A 24,561-nucleotide genomic window follows, 5' to 3' on the forward strand; every position below is an offset into this window, starting at 1 on the left:
ATGCGAAACTTTCTGACTCTTCTGTTACTTCTACCTATTGCGCTCTCCCCTTCCTTCGCTCAATCCTCGGAAGAAGTTTACATTCAAATCAAAGGACTCGTAGATTCCTCTCAGTGGGATAAAGCTCAAACCGAATTGGATCGGGTCCTTTCTAGAAATCCGAATGACGCAACGTTGCAATTATACCAAAATTTCGTTTGGATCGGAAAAGCAGATCTTGCCTATGCAAATCGGAAATTTCTGACTGCGTACGGATATTACGAAAAAGTATTCAAAGCCTGGCCCTCACATCCAGGAGTTCGGAATCGGTATTTGGAATTAAAGGCGAAAGAGGATTTGAAGGACCTTCAAGAGGAACGGTCAGCTGCCGTTATTGCAAAAGAAGAAAGAGGGGTAAAGATTTCCCCTCAGACTCAAGTCGGTAGCGGGCCTTCGAAAGCTGTATTTATTTTTGATCCAAGTTTACAGGAGACATCAGCGAGAGTGAAGTTCGAATACGACGAGCTATTGAAGTCGATTGAAGAAGCGAAGAAGAACGTTGTCACGAAAAACAATATTCAAGTTATAGAAAGCTTTAATCCTAAATTTCTATGGCTTGCGATCGCGGGGATAACTATCCTCAGTTTAATAAATACATTCTTATTAATCCGGAAGTAGTCTTTAAATGAAATTCTTCCTGATAAATTTACAAAACGTTTTCTTTGTAACCATCTTAGCCATTTTCCTTTTGCCAATAAAAAATATAATGCCAGATGAGATAAGCGATAAAAATGAAAAGAAGCCGTCTTCTTTTTACTTGTTTGGTTTTGGAATAGCCGGTATTCTTGTAGGTGGCTCAGAATATAATGAAAATGAACCTAATTACTATGCAGCTAAACATCGATTTAACTCAGGGAAGAATCAAGCAATCGCAGCTTATTTAATAACTGGAAATTCCTACTTCGGAGATGCGTTAGGAGTTTATACTCTATTTAAGTATGGCCCAGACCTAAGCTCAACTAGGCAAGAACTTCTATTGGATAAATCAATTTTTCAAGTGGGCTGTGTATTACTTGCCGGAGCAGCAGTTGCTTACGTTTTCGAAAAGACAGTTTTCGTAAACAAGAGGACCGGAAATTCATTATCTATTTCTATAAAACCTACAAAATCATCAATCGAACTCGGAATGATTTTCCGTTTTTAAATTAAATTCCAGGATTATGAGAAAGACTGAGATAATTACAATTTAAAGGATTGCCTCTCCAACATCGCGCAGGTTCTGTCGGTCAGAGGACAGACACGTTCGAGAGGTAGCTGGGTAGAGGAAGAATCTACTCTAACGCAGGAATCTTTCTCCAGAGCCTGGAAACTACGTTTATCAATGTTTCGTTCCCACTCTGTCCTCAGTCCTCTGAACGCGCCAGGGATGCGGAGGGCTTCAGTCCCGAGCCCGCTTAGAATGAAGGCATGCGAGAAGTGAAAAAATGGCGAGGGATGAGCGTGGCTACGCGAACCCGAAGCAGCCCGGTCCTGCAAAGCAGGAGGCGCCCAAAATACTCGGAGCGTTGCGTGAGCGAAGCGAAGCAAAATCGTCAATCGATCCATTAAAAAAAATCGAAACAAAAATGGGGAATAGAGTATGTCACGGTGGCAAACTGCATAGGATTCCGAGTTTCTCGCTGCGAGTCCCATGCAGAGGACAGGATCATTGATGAGCGAAGTTCCCACTTTATAGAAAGATTCTTACGCTAGCAGTGTATTTTCCCCTTGACTCCATCCTTTTTCGAGGGGAGAAATACCTCCGCTTTTCCATAACCTAAGCTAAAGCGGAGTTTTTATGCGATCTACCATGATGGACTATCCCTTAGTCCTACCTTCGATTCTTCGTCGCGCCAAAGACGTTCATCCACATAAAGAAATCGTTACAAAATGGCACGATAATTCGATTCAACGTTACACTTATGGGGAATTTTACAAGCGAACCATTCGGTTAATGAACGCTCTCCGAAATGCGGAAGTAAAACCGGGCGACGCGATTGCCACATTCTGTTTGAATCATTCCTGTCATTTAGAATTATACTTCGCGATTCCATGTATTCGCGCGATCCTTCACACTATCAACGTTCGTTTGTTTCCGGAACAGTTGGTGTATATCATTAATGAGGCAAAAGATAAATTTATTTTCGTCGACAAATCTTTGACTCCTGTTCTGGAGAAACATCTGGGAGAAATCGGAGGCGTAAAAAAGTTCATTATTATCGACGACAAAGAAAATGTGGAACCGGCAAGACTTCCGAACGCGATTTCTTATGATGAATTTTTAGCCGGCGGAGACGAAGTTGAGCGATTCGAGCCGATCGATGAGCTGGAAGCGGCAGGAATTTGCTATACTTCCGGCACAACCGGAAATCCAAAAGGTGTCGTCTATTCGCATCGATCCACTTATCTTCATTCAATGGCGGTTTGCATGGGCGATGGACTCGGTATCAAAGAAAGCGAAGCCGTTCTTCCCGTCGTTCCGATGTTTCATGTGAATTCGTGGGGGATACCGTTCGCTTCGGTGATGTCGGGCTGCAAGTTGGTTTTTCCAGGCAAACATCTGCTCGGAGCAGCCCTAGCCGAATTACTCGAATCCGAGGAAATAACGATTACCGCGGGTGTTCCTACGATTTGGAACGTTTTATACCAACACTTAAAGAAAACAAAATATAGTTTGAAAATCCACACGATGGTTGTCGGAGGCTCCGCTGCCCCCCGCGGTTTGATCGAAGGATTTGAAAAAGATTTCGGGATAGCGATCCTTCATGCCTGGGGAATGACCGAAACTTCTCCGATCGGAACCGTATCTCACCTCCGCAGCTTTATGAAAGATTGGGACGATGAGAAACGTTATGCGTACCGTGCAAAGCAAGGAGTGCCCGTCACAGGTGTCGAAATACGAGCGGTGGACGATGAGGGGAACGAAGTCCCAAAAGACGGAAAGACTCCCGGCGAACTACTCGTACGTGGTCCCTGGATTACCGGCTCCTATCGCGAAGGTGTTTCGAAAGATTCTTTTACTCCGGACGGGTGGTTTAGAACCGGTGACGTAGTGGTTCTAGATCAGTTAGGATACATGCAAATTACGGATCGTAAAAAAGATTTAATCAAAACAAGAGGAGAATGGATTTCCAGCGTAGATATGGAAAATCTCGTTATGGCCGATCCCGACGTTTTGGAAGCGGCAGTCATCGGAAGAAAGGACCCGGTCCGGGAAGAGGCCCCGGTTATTTTCGTCGTTGCTTTGGAAGGAAAACAAGTCGACGCTAAACGAATCCATGATCGCTTAAAGGAAAGTTTCGCACACTGGCAACTTCCGAAGCTGGAAGATATTCGAGCAGTCTCCGCTATTCCGAAAACCAGTGTCGGAAAGTTCGACAAGAAAAACTTGAGAAAGTTGATAGAAGAATAGACTGAAATACGCACGTATCGCATCGTAGATACGTGCCAAAATCCGACCGAGTTCTCATACTTTTACTTGGGGCCTTGACTGCAATAGGTCCATTTTCAATCGATATGTACTTACCTGGGCTTCAGTCCATTTCCAGGGATTTTGGTACCCCAATTTCGAATGTTCAACTTACCTTAACTAGTTTCTTTTTTGGATTTTCATTCGGACAACTAGTTTACGGCCCGCTCATCGATAAATTCGGAAGACGAACTCCCTTGATGGCCGGTTTAATTATTTACACGGTGAGTTCGATCGGATGTGCCCTTTCTGTTTCCGTATGGAGCCTGGTTTTCTTTCGGTTTCTTCAATCGTTAGGAGCATGCGCAGGGATGGTGGTCCCTAGAGCAGTTATCAGAGACGTATTTTCTCCTCATGAAGGAGCAAAAGTATTCTCTCAAATCATTTTAGTCATGGGTATTGCTCCGATTGTCGCCCCGACCGTGGGAGGACTTCTCTTAACCTACATGAATTGGCGGACCATTTTCGTCGTCCTGACGATCATCAGTATAATCGTTTCGGCCGGAGCCTGGCTTTATTTACCTGAAACCGGTAAAAAGGATTCGTCCATCTCCTTAAAGTTGGGGGGAGTATTAAAAGAATATTATGAAGTTTTATATGTTCCCCGCTTCAACGCGTACGTGATCGCGTCCGGTTTATCGGCGGCGGTGATGTTCGCATACATTGCAGGATCGCCGTTCGTATTCATGGGAATATTCGGATTAAGCGAATCCGAATACGGATGGTTCTTCGGTTCGAACGCCGCCGGACTGATTCTCGCAAGCCAACTTAACCGTTTACTTTTACGGAAATTCGAAGCGGAATCGATCGTAAATGCGATTTCTATCCTCTATGTTCCCGTCGGAATTCTGCTAGTTCTTTGTGCAACCTATCATTGGGGAATGATCCCTATGATCGGCCTTATCTTCCTATTAGTAAGCGGGTTCGGATTCATTATGCCGAACGCTTCCGCTTTGGCTATGGCTCCGTTCAGTAGAAATGCAGGTTCTGCCTCGGCGCTGATGGGCGCTATGCAAATGGTTGCGGCAGTCGTAGCAACGGCTAGCGTAAGCTTACTTCATGACGGAACTGCGCTGCCAATGACTTTGGTGATGTCGGGAGCCGGAATTCTTTCCTTATTATCTCTCGTTATTCTCCGGCCAAAAGCCCACCTTAACATCGAAGATTAAGAGAACTAAAATTCGAATTTAGTCCGTATAGGAACGTCTTTCCGCCAGAAATACGACTTTTTCCGTTCTCTGCTCTAGGAGTCGACTAGCGCATCTATCCAACAACTTCCCTATTTTTTTGTTATCGGGAAGGTCCGGCCTTGACGGTGAAGATTCCGGCAATGGAGCCTGGATCTCGTCGATCGGTCGGATGTTCACAGTAGCCTCCCTGTGGAAATAGGATAAAGGGAAGAGTCGTTCTTATCTTACGAATTGTCAAGCACTCGAAAAGATTTAGGCGGAACGGCGCATAGTTTATCTATAACGATTCTATGGCCGTTTTTACGAAGCGCGATGGGATCATTCGGTAATTTCTATACCTAGTTTTTGTTCGATCGCTTTAATTCTGCGGGCCCATTTTTGGAAATTTACGACATTCCGAATATTGACGCGGAGTTTTTGGAATTCAGGAAAAGTCAGACCGTAATCCCAACCGACATAAATATCCGGTTTGGGTGGAGTGTTTCGTACCGAAGTACCCCCGCCGATTATCGTTCCGCTAGGAATGCGGATGTGATCGGCCAATCCGCACCCGCCTCCGATAGTGACGTTATCTTCCACAATAGTAGAACCTGCAACGCCTGTCCAGCCGGCGATCACTACGTTCTTACCGAATACGCAATTATGACCGATGTGCACCAAATTATCGAACTTACACCCGTCTCCGATAATCGTATCTTCCAACCCGCCTCGATCAATTGCAGAGTTCGATCCGAGTTCCACGTCGTCTCCGACGCGAACGGTTCCGACCTGCGGAATCTTATTATGTTTACCGTCGGCAAAAACGAATCTAAAGCCGTCCCCGCCGATCGTACTGTTTCCGTGCGAACGAAATCTTTTTCCGATGATTACGCCATGGTAAATAACGCTATTCGGCCCGACATGCGAGCCTTCTCCGATTTTCACATTTCGACCGATTCTCGCGCCGTCTTCAAGAATCGTATTATCGCCGATTTCGGTCTGTTCTCCGACCGAGACTTGGTGACCGACATAGCAGTTCTTCCCCAGCTTTGCGGACGGATGAACAAATGCCGACGATTCGATTTTAGATCCATATAAGTGAGGGGGGTAAACCAAATCCAATACCTGCGCTAAAACTAGATCCGGTTTAGAAACGACTAAACATGGAACTTCTAACTCCTTGGAAAATTCTTCGGTCGTAAGTACGGCACTGGATAAAGTTTTTTTGGCATCCGAAAGTATTTTCTTATTTGCTAAAAAACTAATGCTTGCTGGAGATCCTGGGGAAATCGGAGAGACCGAATCCACTACGACTTTAGTCGGTTCTGAACAATTCGCAATTTTTGATCCGGATATCTTTACGGAAAGTTCTTCCAAAGTATATCGAGCCATGAAATTCCTCTTTTACCTATATAATCCTGAAACACCAACGTATATTAGTCGGGCATTGCTTACTATCCGAAAATTAGGCGGAAAAAAAGAGAGCTATAGCGAAGGCCTCTCAAATATCGTATCGATTTGTTCGATGCAAATCGGACATAATTTTACGAATCGCTTAGGAACCCGAGAGGAAGTTAAATATCCCGTTTGACGAATTGACGTTCGAAAAAAATCTGTATTCAGTCTTAAATTGAAATCAGGAACCTTCGCCGCGTATGAAGCCCGTTAGAGAACCGCAAATCAACATTTTCAAAAAGTCCAACCCTTATAAAGCCCGAGTCATAAGTAATACTTGTCTTACACCGGAACCTGGAAAAGGAAAACGTCCAAAAAAAGAGGGTGAATCGCAGATTCATCGTATCGTCATTGCGGTCGATCATAACCAGTATCCCTATGTAATCGGACAGTCTGCGGGAATTATTCCTCCCGGAGAAGATCCTGAAAAGAAGGCGAAAGGACTTGCCGACGTCGCTTATACGGTACGTTTATATTCAATCGCTTCTCCAAGTTATTCCTTCGGTTTAAAGGAAGATAACATAGAATTTATCATTAAACGAGATAATGTCTACGACGCCGACGGTAACTTGCAATTCAAAGGCGTTTGTTCCAACTACGTCTGCGATTTGAAGGAAGGGGATGAAGTCGTCATGACCGGTCCTTCCGGTAAGAAATTTCTTCTTCCGACTTCCGATTTTTCGGGGGATATCATGTTTCTTGCAACGGGCACCGGCCTGGCACCTTTCATCGGAATGTCCGAGGAACTACTAGAACATAAATTGATTCAGTTCTCGGGCAACATTACTCTTGTTTATGGAGTTCCATACTCCGACGAATTGGTGATGTTGGATTACCTTAAAAACCTCGAGATCAAATATAAAAATTTCAAACTTGTAACTGCGGTCTCCCGGGAAGAAAAGAATCCGTTCGATGGCGGAAGGATGTACATAACTCATAGAGTCCGCCAACTCGAGACAGAGGTCAAAAAGATACTTTCCGGTGGCGGTAGATTTTATATTTGCGGTGGCCCGAAAGGAATGGAGAAGGGCGTAATCGAAGAAATTCAAAAAATCGCCGGTGACGGCTCTACCTATGAAGAGTATAAACATCATTTAGAGCATTCGCACCAACTCTTCGTGGAAACTTATTGATTCAAACTCTTACGTTTATCAATACTCAAAAGGGCTCGTTACGAGCCCTTTTTTATGGAAAACTACTGGAAATCCAAAACAGGATCCGGTACTTTCGAATCGATTTTGGAGATTTTAAAATGAGTGTAATCAGGGATATAGACAAAGGCAAAGGAGAAATCATACGCGTGGAAATCTCCGAGTTCAAAGGTAATAAGTATTTAAATCTTCGCGTTTGGTACACGGATAGCGAGGGGGAATACAAGCCGACTCAGAAAGGGATAGCAATTCCGGTCGGTTTGTACGACGAGGTGAAGGACGCAATTCTTGCCGCCGAATCTCTTTTGAATTAAATCCTTTTTTCTTGGATCCAGGTTTGGAGTAAATTAAATGCATCCTCCTCGGTTTCCACGGATCGGATATGAGATTCCAATCTCGTAATAGAAAAGACTTTTTTAACCGAGTCCCTCAAATTACAAACGATAAGCTCGCCTCCGCGTTTACGAAGCCACCCGGCTATTTGAATCAGCATACCGATAGCCGAAGAGTCGATGTACGAAGACCTAGCTAAATTGAAGACGACGTAACGGAAGCCGTCTTTCATTTTATCCTGAATGGCGTTCTTGATATCCGGACATTTGTAGAGATCAATGTCCTCTGTAGTTCTGTAAGAGAAGATTTCGTCGTGGTATTCCACACCGTCGTCGATCGGAAAATCGAGAGAACCCCCGGATTTTAATTCGGAGGCGGAAGCCACTAAATGCTTAGAGGCCGTAGGAGAGTTTTCCAGAATTCTAACTTTCAATGCCGTAATTCTAAATCCTAGACTCTGTAAAACATCCGGCGCCAATTCCTCTTTTTCGTTGATATCTTTTAGTAAATCGTTTAGCAGAGTGACCGCTTCTTCTGAGTAGCCTTCCTTTAATAAAACCCCCGCTTTTTTAAGACCCTTTCCCGAGCGAGCTATCAAAGTTTCTACAATTACGTCGGCGTCTTCCTTAACTTGGTCTGGTTGCCAATCTAATTCTAGTTCTTTCCGCTTTTGCTCCAATTTCATCCCGTCCGATAAGTCGTAGTAGCTTGTATCGACGCTTATCGATTCCGGCTGACCTTTACCGCTCGGTCTAAAATGCACTACGATGCTTTTCACATCATCGGCACGCATATCTCCCACTTCTAGCACAAGAGCTTTGGATCTACCCGATTCCTCCGGATCCGGTTCCGTATAAAAGGCGACCTCGGATACTACATCAAGAAAATCTAATCCTTTCGGAAAATGGACCTTTGCTTCGATCGATTGTGCGTATAAGGATCCGATATCTCCGAACTCGCGGAAGAAAATGTCTCCGGTTTCTTCCGGTGTTTCGATGAAATAAAAATTTCCGCCACCGGCTTCTGCGATTTCCTTTAACAGGATTTCATTGAAATCGTTGCCGAAACCGATCACCGTCGTCGTGATTCCCTTTTTATACGCGTTAGCGGCGATATCGATGAGTTGAAGAGGGTCTTTTATTCCAAGCGTAGGATTCCCGTCCGTAAGAAGTATGGCTCTTTTATACACCTCGGTTTCGGGAAATAATTCTAGGGATCGCAAAACATGGAGCCACCCACCGCTTAAATTCGTCGACGTACCTACTTGAATCGTACCGAGTCGATGAATTACCGAATTTTTTTCCGCAAGAGGGACGATCGGCTGAATAACTTGAATATCTTCCGCATAGGCGACTGCCGTTAAATAGTCTCGTCGTGTAAGCCAATTTACAAGAGAGGAAGAAGCCTGGATAACGGCTTCTAATTTTTCCCCTTTCATGGACCAACTCCTGTCCAGCGCTAAACCTAAAACTAAAGGGCGTCTTTGTAGGTTCGTTCCTCCGGGAGGCGAATTTAATCTTATAAGTAAGGAATTCGGCTTAGAAGAAGAACCGGCCGGTCGAAGAAGCTTGGCCGAAAGAATCATGCGCTAAAAAAAACCATTTACCTCCGGGCTTAGCAAGTAGAATTTCATTAGTACGGAAACAAAGATAGTAAATGGATCAGCGCGAAATTTTGCCATATCTACCCGAATTTTTGGAACGTTTCCACAATTTACGTCCTGAAAATAAAGACGAAATTCCTAGTTTCACAAGAATCTATAAAAACGGCGAATTTCTTTGCGAAGCGTCAAATTTGGTGGAAGTCACTCAAGATTCCTCCCGGCATAGCGAAATTATCGCCATCGCTAAAGCGAAAGAATTATTAAAAGATCGATATCTAACCGACTGTTTGCTCATTACTACTCTCGAACCTTGTTTAATGTGCGCCGGTACGATCCTTTTGTCTCGGATACCGAAAGTCGCCTATCTTTTGCCGGCAAAGCAAGGAGAAGGTATTTCCTCTATGAGTTTTGAAACGATCTACAGCAGAAATTTTTTTCCGGATCTTTTACTACTTCGAACGGCGGAAACCAGAATATCCTTTCAAGAATTCTTCCGCGACAAACGGAATTAGTTCCGTCTTTTCCGCTTTTCCTCCTTTATCTGTCCAAAGTATTTGGTAAAATGGTTCACCTATGGCCGGAAATCACGAAGTCCTTTCAAGAAAGTATCGTCCCCAACGATTTCAGGATGTAATTCATCAGAATCTAGCAATCGGGGCTTTACAAAACGCGGTAAAATCAGGAAAGATAGGACACGCATATATATTTTTCGGACCTCGCGGCGTTGGAAAGACGACCATCGCGAGAATTTTTGCAAAAAGGCTTAACTGCAAAAACCCGGTCGATAACGAACCTTGTAACGAGTGTAGTTCCTGCATCGAGATCACTAAGGGAATTTCCGGCGACGTTTTAGAAATAGATGCAGCTAGTAATCGAGGAATAGAAAATATCCGGGAGTTGCGGGACAACGTAAAATTTACCCCGATGGGCGGTAAATATAAAGTCTATATTATCGATGAAGTGCATATGCTCACGGACCAGTCCTTTAACGCTCTTCTCAAAACCTTAGAAGAACCTCCGTCACATGTCGTTTTTGTCTTAGCAACCACGGAATATCAAAAAATTCCCGAAACGATATTATCAAGATGCCAGGATTTCGTTTTTAAAAAAGTTCCTCTTTCGATTCTGCAGGATTATGCCGAGAATCTTTGCCGAGAGGAAAAGACGCAGTATGATACTGAAGGTCTGTTCTGGGTCGCAAAGAAGGGGGATGGATCCGTAAGGGATATGCTTTCCTTTATGGAGCAAGCCTTGGTATTCACGAATAACAAGGTGATAGGTACCGAAATTCGAAGGATGATCGGCTATCATGGAATCGACTTTTTATCCAATTTCGTAAAAAGTTTAGTGGCTCCGGAAAGTCATTCAAAAGCATTAGAAATTATTGAAACTCTTTACCAAGAAGGACAGGATATTTACAAATTCTTATGGGATACCATAGAATTCAGTCACACACTTTGTCTTTTAAAGGAATCGGTCGCAGATTCCGAATCCGTAAATTATCCGCGTGAGGACCTCCTCAGAATGCGTAAGGAATTCGAAACGACCGACCCTATACTTTTAAATCATCTATCGTTTCGTCTTTTCGACCTATTTGAAAGAATCAAAACCATCAAACTTAGAAATTCGTTCGAAATAAAAATCTTCACAGAAATCCAAATAAAGAAACTCGTCGAAGACTTAAATAAACCTTCGCTATCCGGACTTGTAGATAGGATTAACCATCTGATTTTAATGATCCAGGAGCAGGACGAAGCGAAATCATCCTTTTCCGGATTTTCCAAAACGAATCCGAAAGAGGACCTCCCGCGCGACTCTCAAAGCGTAATTTCTAAATCTACGGAGAAAACCGCGGAATCAATCCAGTCTAAGAAGAAAGAAGATACTTTACCGGCAAAATCCGGAGCCGCAAATTCCGCGCTTTCCTCTTTGGAAGAAATGGCCAAAGACGTCGTTTCGGAAGATGCGGAATGGGAAACATCGTTTAAGAACGAGTTCTTAGGAACCGATGTCGATCCTGCAAAAGTTCCTAAGTTGGACGGATAAGGAGAATAGCCGGATGTTTGATAATATTAAGAATGCCTCCGAGATGTTTTCTCGCATGGGGGAAATGAAGGAGCGAGTCGAAGAAATTAAAAAAAGAATTTCTAATATTCGCGTAATCGGAGACGCGGGCGCGGGAATGGTGCAGGTCACAAGCACCGGAGAAGGGATTATCACGGACGTGAAGATCAATAAGACTTTATTCGATTCCGACGATAATAAAATGTTAGAAGACTTAATTCTGTCAGCGACAAACGAGGCGCTTAAAAAAGCGAAGGAAGCGACCGAATACGAATTTAAGTCCGTTACCGGGGGATTCGATTTTTCCCAAATTTCAAAGTTATTCGGCGGCAACATTGGCTGAACACTTGATCGAAGGTATGGTTAGCGCACTTTCTTCCCTTCCGGGGATCGGAAAGAAGAGCGCTTATCGAATCAGTTTCCATCTACTCCGACAAGATCCGACGGTATTTCACGGATTTGTTCAAAGTCTGGTAGATACCAAAGATCGAATTCGTTTTTGTGCAAGGTGCGGTGCCTATTCCGAAGCCGAAATCTGCGAACTTTGTATTTCTCCTAGACGGGACGGGCATACCGTTTGCGTAGTCGAGCAACCGGAAGACGTTTTCTTTATCGAAAATACGGGCGAGTTTAAGGGAAGATACCATGTATTAAACGGAGTAATTTCTCCGTTGGAAGGAATCGGTCCTCAGGATCTAAGAATTAAGGAATTAGTAAGCAGAATCGAACCGGAAGAAATTAAGGAAGTCCTAGTCGCCACGAACCCTACGTTAGAAGGCGATGCAACGGCGGACTACCTACATCGACAATTACAAAATTCGAATGTAGTTGTGAGTCGTATCGCCTACGGCATAACGGTCGGTGGTTCGATAGAATTGGCCGACCAATACACTTTAGGACGCGCAATCCGTTCAAGATTAAAATTATAATCCTTCTCTCAAAATCTGTGTTCGGCCGTCACAAAAAGCTCCCGTAAGAACGTACCGCCCGTCGTATCCATATACGCCTTAAAGCCGTTTCCTGAAATAAAGTAGCCCGAGCGTAAAAGGATCTGCATATCTCGAAATGCGTTCCACCTCAGATTGAGATTGTATTCCTGCCCGAAATAAGCCGACGTTTGATAAAAATTATCGGAATTATAAAATCTATTATTATCCATTAGCGGAGACTTGGTTCCGTATAATCTATAATATCCTAAAGTAAGAACGATCGGACCCGCGACGACTATATCGGAAAATAAGCCGTACTCGTATAATCCGCTAACGTTTCCTCCGGGGAACAGCGCATATCCTCCGGTAAAGTCGATTGCGATATTCGAAACCGAGTACCCTGGAAAGAGAGTCTGGTAACCGGAACCATGTAAATTGGATCGAGTCCCATCTTTCTCGTATCCTGGTCGTCCCGTGGAGCCCAATGCTATAAAATTAAGTGTAAGCGATTCATTATACCGGTAAGAAACCTGCGTATCAAAGAAAGCACCCTTTATCGCATAGCGATCATACTTACGATATACTTCGTTTCCGTTAGTGTCTCGATACGGATTTAAAGAATGGAGCGTTCCGTGATTGTAAATTCCGTGAACGACAAGAGTAAAGTCCGAAAAATTGAACTCATTGAATAGGCCGTGCCAAAATAATTGTCCGGATTGACTTTGACGAGAAACCAGTCCGTAGACACCGTTCGTATCCTGAATATCCCGGAGCGTATCATCCATATAATAACTATATAATTCATGTCTCGCATTATTGAAGAAACTGGTTTTAACCTTATAGAAATAAATATTATTTCCCTGATAGTTTTTATCCGCAAAGCTATTCTTATCCAAGTCCGTAAGGTTATTCTGCTTTGCGATCAGCCATCCTCCTTCCAACGTCATATTCCAATTACGAATATCCTTCGTCATCGTAACTCCGGTTCCGGGAATATAAATCACTCGGCCCTGCGCGGACGTAAATAGCTGTAAACCGACTCTCGTCGTAAAACTTTTTTCCGGCAGTTTGAAATTCAAATAAAGAAAGTTTGTTTGAATATTTACGGCAGTACTATACGTAGCTTCTCCACCTTGACCTGGACCTACATTCGAACTCTGCCCGACTCCTTTTCCTCCGAAAATCATATCACCGATTTGAACTCCAGCTAAAGCTTCGAAATACTTCGAAGTCGCAAAATTCATATTCAACGTCATACGAGTATCGTAATACGTAATATCCTCTTTCGAAGGGGAGATCGTCGACGGTAAGCCGTGAGTCCGTGCATAGATCTCATTCTGAAGCTGATTATTCGCATTCTGCTGATATTGATTTTGAAAGGACTGTTTATCGAATGGAGTTACCGGCGTTTGACGGGAAGAATATATGTCTCTCCCTAAATTAAATCCACGAACCCTATAGTTACCCTGCAGATCGATCTTGGTCTTTTCTTCGATTTCTTGTGCGGAGAGGGAATTTATAAAAAGAAAGACTCCGAAAGATAAAAGTCCAATTCTAAGTAATTGACTAATATCTTTCACCGATTATTTTACCCAATCTTTGGAGAGAAAATATTTCGATCGAATTCCTTCCACTACACCGGTTCTCTTTAATTCTTTGATGAAGAAATTAAAATTATCCACGAAAACAAGATCGTTTAACGGCATTGCCGCGCTTATATAATCGTCCATCACGGGATTGATCAAAGGTAAATAACTTGCACGCAGGCTGGGTTGTTTTTGCAGTAAAGCGAGAATATACAAACTGTCTGCTACATAACAAGTAACGTCATTTTTAATAAGCGCGTCTATGGCAATAGAGTCGGAAAGATAACTATAAATCTTATTCTTTCCGAATTTTCTTAAAAGGTAGTTATGGTTCGTAGTATTGGAACGAACGGAGAAAGAAACACCGTTCAAAACCGATAAATCATCCAGCGATTTGAATGACCGAGTCGTTACGATGCTTCCTTCCGGTTCCGGAGGAAGCGATTTCTTAAAAACAAGACCTGCAGGTGTAGCAAGTAGATATGGATCCGAAAAACTAACGGTCTTTCCGCGGCTCAAATCAGTGGACATTCCCGCCAATGCGATATCGATCGATCCGGCCGCTATCTCGTCCGAGAACTGCCTAAAAGTTTTAAGAGGCTTTAATTTAAGCGCTACTCCTAAATACTCGGCGTAAAGTTTCGCTAGCTCGACATCGAAGCCGGGAAACCCATCGAGCGGATCTTGAATGTAAAACGGTTCATAAACTCGATTTACACCGACGACAATTTCCTTTTTTGCCAAGATTTGATCCAATCTACTGGCCGGCGTTTTTTGGGCGAAAATGCCGTCTGAAATAAATAAAATGAGAGCTGGGAGGAGAGCTCGCAAGGTACTGCTCGGTCTCGTCATGATACCTAGGTTATCGGCAACTCCAGGACTTGAAAGAAATTTTTGCTTGGTCGTTTTCGTAAGATATGATTCGATTTATTCAAGAAGTTGAAATTCAGTACGGCGATTTTTCCGATCCGTTTCGGGATTTTTGTCCCGAAAAACAGGTTCGGTACTTCCTTTACCCTCCGTCTCGATCCTTTCGGATGATATACCTTTCTGAATTAAGTATCTTCGAACCGACTCCGCTCTCTGACGACTTAATACCATATTGTCCTGGCTCTCGCCGTGCAGATCCGTATGACCGGTGATCTTTAATTTCGATTTACCGTTAGTCGAAAGAAATTCGGCCAAGCGATCCAACGAGGGTTTCGATTCGTTTTCCAATTCAAATGACCCGCTTTGAAAATGAATGCTTTCCAAAGAGATTTTTTTGCCGGTCTTCAAATCATCCCAGCTTGGGGAGGTCGCGATTTCGTAAATATCGTACTGGAGCGATTCCTCTCTCCTGCAAAAGTATGCCTTCTTACCGTCAGGGGTTTCGACATAAAACGCTTCATCACCTTTCGAATTTATCTCCGGTCCTAAATTAATCGGCTCGGTATAACTCCCATCAGTATTCCGAATCGATTTGTATATGTCCATGCCTCCAAAACCGCCCGGTCTATTCGAAGAAAAGTAAAGTGTTTTTCCATCTCTTCCTATAGTCGCCGCAATCTCGGCGTAATCGGTATTGATCGGGGAGAGTAATCGATACGCTTTATTCCAGGTTTTATCCTTATACTCGGAAACAAAAATATCCGATTCGCCTACGACTCCGAATGGATATCGAGTAAAATACAAACGGTTCTCATACAGATAGGGATTCTCTTCGATCGCGGAGGTGTTAACCGTTGTCGGAAGAGAAGTAGCACGTAGCCACTTACCTTCGGTTTTCTTGGAAAAATATATATCCCTCGATACTCCGATCTTCCCGTTCGGTAGGATAAATTCGATGCTACCGTCACGATTAGAAGAAAATAAAATACCCTCTTCCTTATTCAAAACGAAAGGGCTTTGATCGTCGAACTGAGAATTCAATTCCGACAACTCCAGTCCGGTCGACCAGAGCTCCCCATTGCGAACGGACTTATATATATCTGTATAATTCGAATTATTGCGTTTAGAATAATAGTATAACGTATTACCGTCGTCGGATAAGCTTATTCCGAATTCGTTTAAAGAAGTGTTAATTTCTCCTTTCAATTTTTCCGGTTTTCGTTCCTGATTCTGTTGCGAATTCAAATTGCCGAGAGCGGATGCCATCATGCATATTAAAAAGACTCGAAATAGCTTGCCTAACCGGATTGCGAGCCGGATTGAAAATGGCTCATAGAAAGAGAATGAACAAGCATCGTTGCGGATCAATGAATCCGGAACAAAAAGGATGTTTAGAAAATAAACCGCGCGCATACGGGAATACAAACCCATATTCGTACTATCTGACTTTTTTTAAAAAACCTAAGTTCTTTTCTTAAAAATTAGAAATATTGTTTCAAAGATTCCGGAAATTCTATCGTTCCGTCTTCTTTTTGGTACGTTTCCAAAATTGCCGCCATCGTCCTTCCGATTGCGAGTCCGGACCCGTTCAGCGTGTGAACCAGTTGATTCTTCCCGTCCTTGGATTTATAACGAATTTTACCGCGACGAGCTTGAAAGTCCTTAAAATTTGAAACCGAGGAAATCTCCATCCACCGATTCAATCCCGGCATCCAAACTTCCAAGTCGTAGGTTTTTGATGAGGCGGCGGATATATCGCCGCTACAGAGCAACATTACCCGATACCGTAAACCTAACTTTTTAAGTATATTTTCCGCGTGAGAAAGCATCGCTTTATGTTCCTGCTCGGAATCTTCGGGTCTTGAGAATTTCACCAATTCGACTTTCTGAAATTGATGAACGCGCACCAATCCTCTCGTATCTTTTCCGTAAGATCCTGCTTCCCGCCTAAAGCAGGAAGTATGTGCCGTCACGGAAATAGGTAATCGGTCTTCAGTCAAGATTTCATCTCTATAAAGATTCGTTAATGGAACCTCGGCCGTAGGAATTAAATTCAATTCGTCCCGTTCCATTCTATAATATTCGTCTTTAAACTTCGGATATTGCCCGGTTGTTATCATACATTCGTCGGTTACCATCACTGGAACCCAAACCTCGGTGTATCCGTGCTCTTTAGTATGAGTCTCCAACATAAAATTGGCTAAAGCTCTTTCCAACTTGGCCCCGAAACCGAAATAAGTATAAGCTCTTCCGCCGCCTAACTTAACTCCTTTTTCAAAATCGATCCATTTAAGATTTTCTCCGAGTTCATAATGCGGCTTCGGAAGAAACGGGAAATTCCGCACTTCTCCGACTTCGTACAGAACTTTATTATCCTGTTCATTTTTACCCGGAGGAACTTGCGCGTCCAAAATATTAGGAAGAGCTAAATTAATTTCGCTCAAGAGATTCTCTTGGATTTCTAGATCCGTCTCTAACTCCTTAATTTTATCGCCTATTTCCTTTACGGCTGCGGACGCGACAGCTATATCTCCGCCGGATTGTTTGATTTTTCCGATCTCTTTACTAGCCCTGTTCCTCTCCTCGCGCAGAGACTCCGTTTCCTTTTGAAGTTCTTTTTTTTTATGAATGATTCTAGCTAATTCATCAAGTATCCCGATATCCCTAAATCCACGCAGTTCCAGATTAGCTTTTAAGGCTTCCGTATTCTCGGTAATAAATTTAAGATCCAGCATGATAAAATGGTTTCCTTTGGATAAATTTTTCGGAATTGGCAAACAGAATCTTTTCCACTTCGATATTCGATTCTTTTCTCAATGAGAACATTTTCTCTAGAACAAATTTAGTAAACGCAGGCTCGTTTCGTTTTCCGCGAAATGGAGGAGGAGCTAAAAACGGTGCATCGGTTTCTATAAGTAATGCTTCCAACGGAAGTTTCTCTGCAGCTTCCTGAATGTCTCTCGCGTTCTTAAATGCTAGGATTCCTGAAAATGAGATGTAGTATCCCAAATCGACCAATCGCTTTGCAATGGAATAATCGTAAGTAAAGCAATGAATAACGCCGAAAGCCTTATCTCGGTGTTCTTTTAAAATCGCAATCGTATCCTCTCCTGCGTCTCTCGAATGAATTACGACGGGGAGTCGATATCTGTGAGAAGCATCTAAGAAAGAATGAAGCACTTCGATTTGTTCATTTTTGGAAGAGGCATCGTGATAATAATCCAGACCTATCTCGCCTATCGCGGACAGTCGAGAGTCGTCCAAATTCTCGGTAATGTACGAAAGAATTTCCTCTTTCTTCGGAAACTCGTTCGTCTCGGTCGGATGGCAGCCGATTGTATAGAAAATATCAATATCCGAATCCGAATATTCTTCGGATAGACCTTTCGCTCTAACAGAACTCTCAAGATCGATTCCGATTTGGACGATTTTCTTAATGCCGGATTCTTTCGCATTACGAAGGCTTTGGTCGATTGTCTGGCCTTGTTCGAGAACAATATCCAGGTGACAGTGGGTATCTATGATTGAATACATGCTTTGGACGGCTTTTAAGGAACAGTTTTCGCGATTTGGATTGACTGAAAAGAGAATTTTTAAGATTCCTTACTGCATACGCCGCTCGGTGCAAAACCGTTAGATTTGGGACATAAATAGTGAATCTGAAATCATACTTCGCTCTCATATACTATCGGCTGCGCTACAAATACCAAGACCTAAAGCTCAAGTTAGATCTAAAAGTAGCGAATTGGAATAAGAAAGGTAGAGAACGTTTGACCGTGATGGTCATTCCGCATTCGGAACAGAAGACGATTAATTTCCATATCTCGTATCGTGCGATCACTATCTTCGTAGGAACGATTCTTGTGCTTTTACTGATTAGTTCGGTTAACGTACTAAGTCATTCTGGTTCCATTCATCAACTCACCGAGCTGAATCTTTCAAACCAAGACTTCATCCGTCAGTCCGCAAAAATGAAGGAAGAGATAAACAGTCTTCACGAACATGTGGAATACTATCATACGCATGTCGGCGCTCTTTACGGACGCCTAACCGGTGATTCTTCAAAAGTTGCAAAAGGAATCGGCGGGGCGGAAAAATTGACGTCTAACGGTTCTTCGAAGGACGGAAGCCCACTGCCTCCCGGAGCCGAAGTATTTCGCTTAAAGGAAGACGTTCATAATCTAAAAGTTGCAAACGAACTTACTCAAGAAATCATTAGTATTCTGAAAAAGAGAAAAAGCGTTATTCGGCAAACCCCTTCTATTTGGCCGGTCCGAGGCTATGTGCTCTATCCTTATGGAGAATACCTAAATCCGATTACCGCTCGGAGAGAGATGAATAACGGAATCGATATAGGAGCATTTCCAGGTTCCGAAGTCGTCGCTGCGGCTCCCGGAACCATTTATGAAATCGGTTATACGAGGCATACCGGATACTTCGTAAAGGTAGCCCACAAATTCGGATGGAAAACGATCTATTCGAATTTAGATAGAATCAAGGTTAAGCAAAACCAGCAAGTATCGAAAGCCGAAGTTATAGGATTTGTGGGTAAGTCCGAAAACAGTCCGCAGTATAGCCTTCATTATGAAATACACGTCGGGACGAGAGCCATCAACCCTTTCGCTTTCCTAAACCAAATCCAAGACTGATGGCGCAAACCGAAGAGCATTTAGCGGTAAATAGCATTATCGGAGAAGGAGCCGAGTTCAACGGCGATTTCAAACTTTCGGGTCTACTGCGCATAGACGGGATTTTTCGCGGAACGATCAAAACGGACGGAAAAGTTCTCATCGGTAAGAATGGAATCGTCGATACGGATATCAGAGCCCGGATTGTTGTCGCCGGTGGTGAGATCCATGGGAATATCTTTGCCACTGAACGAGTGACTCTTCTCGCAAGTTGCCGAATGAAAGGCGATATCATTACGCCGAAAGTCGTGATGGAAGAAGGAGTGCAATTCGAGGGTAACTGTAAAATTAACCCGATTGCACGTTGAAAGTAAACTCGCAAGATCCACGCAGAAATCAAAGACGTAAAGGCGACTACGGCCTTTCTTTCTCTTCCAGTTTATATAGTCCGGTTCCTTCCGCAGTTCCAGAAACGGAAATCCCCGATTCAAAGGTCCAATTTTTCGAACTTGTTGAACACTTATTGCCTTATAGCCAGGAAAAAACGCGGGACCTAAACTCCTTACTACGCGATTTACCGGATGCGGAAAGGAATTTTTTAAAATCCCCTACGTACGAAAATTTGAACGTCTACAAACGGATTGTACAAGCTATTCTGAGAGAGGTGATGGATCGGAACACTTCGATAGAAACACTGAGAAGTAGAGCTAAAGGCGGTTCCGAAAAGATTTACCAATTAATAAATACGGTAGATGATAAAGTTCAAACCCTTGCGGATTTCATAATTCATCCGGATAATTCTACTTTCGATTTAATGAAACGTATGGAAGATATCCGCGGACTTCTCGTAGATTTAATGAATTAAGACAGGGTCACTTTCTTAAATTTTTAAAAACTTCCGGAAGCCTAGCAGGGGTCCGCGACTCCAAATTCAGGAAGGCCCAGGTGAGTTCCCCGGTACAAATCAAGGTCCCGTCTTCCTTTTTCCGCACTTCTAAATTCCATTGGATACTAGCGGGCTTGATCACTCCCGGTTTGATAAAGATATTCAGCTCCTCGTCAAATCTTGCCGGAGATTTATACTCGATTAACGATCGAGTTACTACAAAGTCTAAACCATTCTTGATTAATTCTTCTTTATAGTCGTATTTCAGATACCTCATGTATTCGTTTAGAGAAGTATCAAAATAGGTTAAATAATGGGCATTGAATACGACCGCCTGCGCGTCGATTTCGGAATATCTTACTCGAAGAGTATGAAAAAAATCTTCCGAACTCGAAGACATTACTAAAGCCCTAGTGCATCTAAAATTTTCTGTAAAGCATCTAAACTCGGATAAGCGATACTTAACTTTCCTTTCCCGGAAGACGAACTATGGGAAATGTCCACTTTCATGGAATATTTCTTTCGAAACTTATTCTCCAGTTCGACGATATCCACTTCCTTTTTCTTAACTTTCTTCTTTTCTTTTACCGGAGTTTCTTCCGTCAAATTCGAGACGATTTCTTCGACTTGTCGGACCGTCAGTCCTTTCTCCGCTATTTGATAAGCTAATTGCTCGGTTTTCTTTCGATCCGCAATCGCCAATAATGGACGCGCATGACCTTCCGAAATTCTTCCGTTCTTAACCAAGTCCATAACCGAATCCGGAAGCTGGAGGAGACGAATTAAGTTCGAAACCGTGGCTCTATTCTTACCGACTCTAGTTGCAACGTCGCTGATTTTTAAGCCTAGTTTATCGCATAAAGTTTTGTATGCCAAAGCTTCTTCGATCGGATTAAGATTTTCCCGCTGAATATTCTCGATCAAAGCCATTTCAAGCGCTTGGTTTTCACTGGCTTTTTTTACGACCGCAGGAATTTTCATAAAGCCCGCTAATTTACAGGCACGGTATCTTCTTTCCCCCGAAATGATCTCGTATCCGGCACCAGTTTCCTTTACTACAATAGGTTGGATGACTCCATGAGCCTTGATCGTTTCGGAAAGTTCACGCAGCGAATCTTCCGAAAAAGTTCTTCTCGGTTGGTCCGGGTTGGGTCTAATTTCGGAAAGTTTAATTTCCCGAAGCGCACCTTCCCCGCCGGCCTCTTTCAGTGCCTTCTCTTCCGAAACAGGGATGAGGTTACCTAAACCCCGCCCTAAGGCTTTGGGCTTTGCACTCATTCTTTAGTTTTTCCCGGCCACTTCTAACGCTAGATTACGGTAACTTTGAGCTCCGACGCCTTCCGGATCATATGAAAGAATCGATTTTCCGAACGAGGGAGCTTCGGATAATTTGATGTTCCTGGGAATGACAGTCGTATAAACTTTATCTTTGAAATATGCTTTTACGTCTTCCGCGACCTGCTGAGCGAGGTTGGTTCGTTTATCATACATGGTCAAAAGAACTCCTTCCAATTCTAAGGAAGGATTCAATTTTTCCTGAACGAGCGAAATAATTTTCATCAACTGAGTCAGACCTTCTAAAGCGAAATATTCCGTCTGCAAAGTAATCATCACGCTGTCGGCCGCGCACAAAGCGTTGATCGTCAATACCCCCAAAGAAGGCGGACAATCTATTAGTATATAATCATATTCCATTCTAAGAAGACGAATCGCGTCTTTTAGCCGAAATTCCCGATTTTCTTCGGCGAGGAGATCCGCTTCCGCGCCCGAAAGATTGATATTAGAAGGGATAATATGCAGATTTTCCAGATCGGTCCTTCTAATACATTCGTTCGCGGAGCATTCGCCGATTAGAAGTTCGTAGGAAGTTTTCGGTAGAGTATTGATTTCCAAACCTAAACCTGAGCCGGAGTTTCCTTGAGGATCGAAATCTACGATGAGGACTTTTTTTCCGATCGCGGCCAGATTGGCAGCAAGATTGATGGAAGTCGTAGTTTTGCCGACACCGCCTTTTTGGTTACTGATCGATACGATCTTTCCCATGTTCTAATTTACTCTCCTTGGCCAGAACCTTCCAAGCCCTAGGGATACCTTGCCTTGGTGAAAGGGCCTTTTTCAAGAACTTAATATGTCGCATCCCTAAAAATTCAAGCGAGGATAAGGGAAGCGTTTTTAGAAGTTGAAATCCTGTGGGTTCCAGTACCGTCTTAACAAGATCTGGATCAAATTCATCTTTCCCGATAAATGGGACATAAATCCCTCCTTGTCTTACCCAGCGACAAAGCACTTCAGCACTCCACGGGAACGGAATAAATCCTCTCGACACCGCTAGGTCCCAATCTCCCTTTCCTTCTTCCGCGCGTGCATACACGCATTTTACACCGTCAATGCGGTTCATTCGAATAAAATCATCGGTTAATGAAAGCTTCCGTTTTTGGGAATCTAATAGTATTACTTTGGGCCGTTCCGAAGGTAGTAAACAGCGGAAAAAAAAACCGGGAATTCCCGGTCCCGTGCCGGCATCCCCCACCTTCCAATTGTTAAGCGAACCTAGTTCTTGACGAATTGAATAAATATGATAAACGGATTCGAGAACATGGCGATCTAAAATCTCTTCCGTGTCCCTCTTTGAAAAGAATCCCCCTTCCTCATTCTTGCCTTCTAGAAACGAAAGAAAAGTGGCGATCAAATCCCAATCAAAAAGCTTTAGAATCGAATCGCTTTCCTGAAGAAACCTATAACGAACGGCAGCCTGTATCCCTAACGAATCGTGACTGAATTTCACCTTCGGCCGATCCGATTCCGTCATTCTTTACCTTGGAGAATTTGATTGTATTCGATTATGGTTTTGAATAAAATTTCGATTCCCATTTTTAATTCACCGACGGTCATGCTTTCATTCTTTCCGTGAATGCCGTCTATCTCTTCGGAACTTAATAAAGCCGGAATGAGTCCATAGCATTTCAATCCGATGGTTCGCAAGTAGGAACTATCCGTCGTGCCGGGAGAAAGAAACGGAGCTGCAATCGATCCAGGTTCGACTGATGTACTGATCCCCGCCAGGACTCGAAAAAGAAGGCCATCGACCGGAGAACTTGTTCCCGGCTCTAAATGTCTCGCGGTTACTTCTACTCCGTATTTTTCTCCAAGAGTCTTAATTTCCTCAAAGAGTTTCCGTTCATCCTGACCCGGAAGAATTCTGATGTCAATGGATCCCGTAGTTTCAGAAGTGATGACATTGATTCCGATCGGATGACTATCGATACCCGTAATACTGACCGTGTTTCTTGTCATCGCTCGCAGATGTCGATTGGAGTTTATGACTCCTTTCAGTATCAAAAAAAGCAAAGGATTTCGAGAGCGTTTTAATACGAACGAGTTCGGAAACGGACTAATATTTCCTAGGGAAAAAAAGAAGGCCGCGGTTTCATCGCCCAAAATAGTCTTGTCTCCTATCTTCTGAACTTCCTCCAAAAAATCCACCATCGACTTAGCCGCATATTTTAATGGAGGAGTGCTCCCGTGGCCTGCATCGGCTTTCGTTTTCAAGTCCAACCAAACCGCACCTTTTTCCGCATTTTGAATATTAAAAACCTTGGAACCTTTGATTGCTATATCTCTCGAACCTGTTCCGCCTTCGTTCAATACGTATTCATAACCGTTAAATAAATCTCTATGATCCTTTATTAGGAAACGAGCGCCGTGAAGCGAACGGCTCTCTTCATCCGCAAAGGCCAGAAACATTAGGTTGCTTGCCAACGGAATCTTATACTCGTGCGCTAGTAAAAAAGCATACAGTTCCATTATACCGAGACCTTTGACGTCGACTGCACCTCTACCGTAAATGCGATCTCCTTTTCTAAGTCCGGAAAATGGAGGTTCGATCCATTCTTTCGCTTCGGCTTCGACGACATCGATATGGCTTGTTAAGATCAGACCACCCTTTGATTGATCTTTACCCTTCAGTTCCGCGACGATAGAGGCTCTTTCCAGTTTCCCCGGAAATTCTATAATGCGAGAATGGATTCCGCGCTTATCAAAAATTGATTTTAGAAAGAGAGCTCCTTCCCTTTCCCTTCCTCGGACCGTTGCGATTCTGATATAAGTTTGGAGATCCTTTGCGGCATCTTCGCTGATTTTATCGTAATCTAATTTTGGAAATTCGGCTTTAGGAGTTATCGGGTTGATCCCGCGCTCCGTAAAAATAATCGTATAAAACAGGAAAATTCCCAGCAATCCGAGAAATCCCAATCCTATTTTTTTTAGGGACATAGTGCCTTTCCTTGGAAGTGATTCAGGATCTGTTTTCGCGTTTCGGGCTTCTCGATAACGTTGCCCGTGGTTTAACAAACGTTCTAGTTCGCATCGAAACTTATCCTAACTCGATCCCACTGCAAGGA

Annotated in this window: 25 protein-coding genes; 13 read left to right on the forward strand and 12 right to left on the reverse strand. The window is 43.3% G+C overall.

Annotated features, from left to right (window positions below; genetic code table 11):
• The 4 genes from LEP1GSC047_RS17805 to LEP1GSC047_RS17825 all read left to right on the forward strand — a co-directional run bounded on the left by LEP1GSC047_RS17805 (window position 1) and on the right by LEP1GSC047_RS17825 (window position 4,656).
• Window positions 1-657, forward strand: coding sequence for a tetratricopeptide repeat protein (locus tag LEP1GSC047_RS17805; protein WP_010416631.1), 657 nt, complete (start codon window positions 1-3; stop codon window positions 655-657).
• A gap of 7 nt (window positions 658-664) precedes the next feature.
• The gene (locus tag LEP1GSC047_RS17810) at window positions 665-1,183 is read left to right on the forward strand and encodes a hypothetical protein (protein WP_010416627.1); all 519 of its coding nucleotides are present in this window, start codon (window positions 665-667) and stop codon (window positions 1,181-1,183) included.
• Window positions 1,184-1,816: 633 nt separating this feature from the next.
• Entirely contained in the window at window positions 1,817-3,430 is a 1,614-nt protein-coding gene (locus LEP1GSC047_RS17820) for a long-chain fatty acid--CoA ligase (RefSeq protein ID WP_020989072.1), read from the forward strand.
• Window positions 3,431-3,462: 32 nt separating this feature from the next.
• On the forward strand, window positions 3,463-4,656 hold the full coding sequence (locus LEP1GSC047_RS17825) for a multidrug effflux MFS transporter (protein ID WP_020989034.1): 1,194 nt from the start codon (window positions 3,463-3,465) through the stop codon (window positions 4,654-4,656).
• 339 nt (window positions 4,657-4,995) lie between these two features.
• On the opposite strand, the gene lpxD is transcribed toward LEP1GSC047_RS17825, so the two are convergent.
• Window positions 4,996-6,048 (reverse strand): UDP-3-O-(3-hydroxymyristoyl)glucosamine N-acyltransferase, encoded by a 1,053-nt coding sequence (gene lpxD, locus LEP1GSC047_RS17835; RefSeq protein ID WP_010416617.1) that lies wholly within the window; start codon window positions 6,046-6,048, stop codon window positions 4,996-4,998.
• 263 nt (window positions 6,049-6,311) lie between these two features.
• Between lpxD and LEP1GSC047_RS17845 the strand changes: the two genes are divergently transcribed.
• Window positions 6,312-7,244: a ferredoxin reductase domain-containing protein gene (locus tag LEP1GSC047_RS17845; RefSeq protein ID WP_010416612.1), complete on the forward strand. Its 933-nt coding sequence runs from the start codon at window positions 6,312-6,314 to the stop codon at window positions 7,242-7,244.
• Between the two features lie 119 nt (window positions 7,245-7,363).
• The gene (locus LEP1GSC047_RS17850; protein ID WP_039935753.1) at window positions 7,364-7,576 is read left to right on the forward strand and encodes a transcriptional coactivator p15/PC4 family protein; all 213 of its coding nucleotides are present in this window, start codon (window positions 7,364-7,366) and stop codon (window positions 7,574-7,576) included.
• On the opposite strand, the gene LEP1GSC047_RS17855 is transcribed toward LEP1GSC047_RS17850, so the two are convergent.
• A complete protein-coding gene (locus LEP1GSC047_RS17855) occupies window positions 7,573-9,180 on the reverse strand; it encodes an anti-sigma factor antagonist (RefSeq protein ID WP_010416607.1) in 1,608 nt (535 codons plus the stop codon). The genes LEP1GSC047_RS17850 and LEP1GSC047_RS17855 overlap by 4 nt on opposite strands.
• 71 nt (window positions 9,181-9,251) lie before the next feature.
• Here LEP1GSC047_RS17855 and LEP1GSC047_RS17860 point away from each other — a divergent pair, with 71 nt between their 5' ends.
• The 4 genes from LEP1GSC047_RS17860 (at window position 9,252) to recR (ending at window position 12,191) form a co-directional block, all read left to right on the forward strand.
• Window positions 9,252-9,710, forward strand: coding sequence for a nucleoside deaminase (locus tag LEP1GSC047_RS17860; RefSeq protein WP_010416604.1), 459 nt, complete (start codon window positions 9,252-9,254; stop codon window positions 9,708-9,710).
• Between the two features lie 61 nt (window positions 9,711-9,771).
• Window positions 9,772-11,244, forward strand: coding sequence for a DNA polymerase III subunit gamma/tau (gene dnaX / locus LEP1GSC047_RS17865; protein WP_010416601.1), 1,473 nt, complete (start codon window positions 9,772-9,774; stop codon window positions 11,242-11,244).
• A 13-nt stretch (window positions 11,245-11,257) separates the two neighbouring features.
• The gene (locus LEP1GSC047_RS17870) at window positions 11,258-11,605 is read left to right on the forward strand and encodes a YbaB/EbfC family nucleoid-associated protein (protein ID WP_010416597.1); all 348 of its coding nucleotides are present in this window, start codon (window positions 11,258-11,260) and stop codon (window positions 11,603-11,605) included.
• Window positions 11,598-12,191: a recombination mediator RecR gene (gene recR, locus LEP1GSC047_RS17875; protein ID WP_081654393.1), complete on the forward strand. Its 594-nt coding sequence runs from the start codon at window positions 11,598-11,600 to the stop codon at window positions 12,189-12,191. The genes LEP1GSC047_RS17870 and recR overlap by 8 nt, the downstream gene beginning before the upstream one ends.
• 8 nt (window positions 12,192-12,199) lie before the next feature.
• Here the strand turns inward: recR and LEP1GSC047_RS17880 are convergent, their stop codons facing one another.
• From LEP1GSC047_RS17880 to LEP1GSC047_RS17900, 5 genes are all read right to left on the reverse strand, one after another.
• The gene (locus LEP1GSC047_RS17880) at window positions 12,200-13,762 is read right to left on the reverse strand and encodes a hypothetical protein (protein ID WP_373364535.1); all 1,563 of its coding nucleotides are present in this window, start codon (window positions 13,760-13,762) and stop codon (window positions 12,200-12,202) included.
• A 12-nt stretch (window positions 13,763-13,774) separates the two neighbouring features.
• Window positions 13,775-14,629, reverse strand: coding sequence for a substrate-binding periplasmic protein (locus tag LEP1GSC047_RS17885; RefSeq protein ID WP_010416587.1), 855 nt, complete (start codon window positions 14,627-14,629; stop codon window positions 13,775-13,777).
• 75 nt (window positions 14,630-14,704) lie between these two features.
• Window positions 14,705-15,916, reverse strand: coding sequence for an OmpA family protein (locus LEP1GSC047_RS17890; protein ID WP_103186192.1), 1,212 nt, complete (start codon window positions 15,914-15,916; stop codon window positions 14,705-14,707).
• Between the two features lie 212 nt (window positions 15,917-16,128).
• Window positions 16,129-17,382 carry a serine--tRNA ligase gene (gene serS, locus LEP1GSC047_RS17895; protein WP_020989121.1) on the reverse strand — a complete coding sequence of 418 codons (1,254 nt, stop codon included), beginning with the start codon at window positions 17,380-17,382 and terminating at the stop codon, window positions 16,129-16,131.
• The gene (locus LEP1GSC047_RS17900) at window positions 17,369-18,181 is read right to left on the reverse strand and encodes a TatD family hydrolase (RefSeq protein WP_010416580.1); all 813 of its coding nucleotides are present in this window, start codon (window positions 18,179-18,181) and stop codon (window positions 17,369-17,371) included. Before LEP1GSC047_RS17900 ends, serS begins: the two co-directional genes overlap by 14 nt.
• A gap of 119 nt (window positions 18,182-18,300) precedes the next feature.
• On the opposite strand from LEP1GSC047_RS17900, the gene LEP1GSC047_RS17905 reads away from it, so the two are divergent.
• Genes LEP1GSC047_RS17905 through LEP1GSC047_RS17915 form a run of 3 tightly spaced genes read left to right on the forward strand, consistent with a single transcriptional unit; the run spans window position 18,301 to window position 20,140 of the window.
• The gene (locus LEP1GSC047_RS17905; RefSeq protein WP_010416578.1) at window positions 18,301-19,296 is read left to right on the forward strand and encodes a M23 family metallopeptidase; all 996 of its coding nucleotides are present in this window, start codon (window positions 18,301-18,303) and stop codon (window positions 19,294-19,296) included.
• Complete coding sequence (locus LEP1GSC047_RS17910) at window positions 19,296-19,643, forward strand: bactofilin family protein (RefSeq protein WP_010416577.1); 348 nt, start codon at window positions 19,296-19,298, stop codon at window positions 19,641-19,643. The genes LEP1GSC047_RS17905 and LEP1GSC047_RS17910 overlap by 1 nt, the downstream gene beginning before the upstream one ends.
• The gene (locus tag LEP1GSC047_RS17915) at window positions 19,640-20,140 is read left to right on the forward strand and encodes a YaaR family protein (protein WP_010416575.1); all 501 of its coding nucleotides are present in this window, start codon (window positions 19,640-19,642) and stop codon (window positions 20,138-20,140) included. Before LEP1GSC047_RS17910 ends, LEP1GSC047_RS17915 begins: the two co-directional genes overlap by 4 nt.
• Window positions 20,141-20,147: 7 nt before the next feature.
• On the opposite strand, the gene LEP1GSC047_RS17920 is transcribed toward LEP1GSC047_RS17915, so the two are convergent.
• From LEP1GSC047_RS17920 to LEP1GSC047_RS17940, 5 genes are read right to left on the reverse strand one after another with little or no spacing between them, the layout of a single operon-like run.
• Window positions 20,148-20,561, reverse strand: a complete 414-nt coding sequence (locus LEP1GSC047_RS17920) for an acyl-CoA thioesterase (protein WP_010416573.1) — start codon at window positions 20,559-20,561, stop codon at window positions 20,148-20,150.
• A 2-nt stretch (window positions 20,562-20,563) separates the two neighbouring features.
• Complete coding sequence (locus LEP1GSC047_RS17925; protein WP_010416571.1) at window positions 20,564-21,439, reverse strand: ParB/RepB/Spo0J family partition protein; 876 nt, start codon at window positions 21,437-21,439, stop codon at window positions 20,564-20,566.
• Window positions 21,440-21,442: 3 nt separating this feature from the next.
• Window positions 21,443-22,204, reverse strand: a complete 762-nt coding sequence (locus tag LEP1GSC047_RS17930; RefSeq protein WP_010416568.1) for a ParA family protein — start codon at window positions 22,202-22,204, stop codon at window positions 21,443-21,445.
• A complete protein-coding gene (locus LEP1GSC047_RS17935) occupies window positions 22,179-22,970 on the reverse strand; it encodes an RsmG family class I SAM-dependent methyltransferase (protein WP_020989017.1) in 792 nt (263 codons plus the stop codon). The genes LEP1GSC047_RS17930 and LEP1GSC047_RS17935 overlap by 26 nt, the downstream gene beginning before the upstream one ends.
• A complete protein-coding gene (locus tag LEP1GSC047_RS17940) occupies window positions 22,967-24,433 on the reverse strand; it encodes a M20/M25/M40 family metallo-hydrolase (protein ID WP_010416565.1) in 1,467 nt (488 codons plus the stop codon). Before LEP1GSC047_RS17940 ends, LEP1GSC047_RS17935 begins: the two co-directional genes overlap by 4 nt.
• Window positions 24,434-24,561 lie beyond the last annotated feature (128 nt).

This window comes from Leptospira inadai serovar Lyme str. 10, from assembly GCF_000243675.2.
Taxonomy (GTDB): Bacteria; Spirochaetota; Leptospiria; order Leptospirales; family Leptospiraceae; genus Leptospira_B; species Leptospira_B inadai.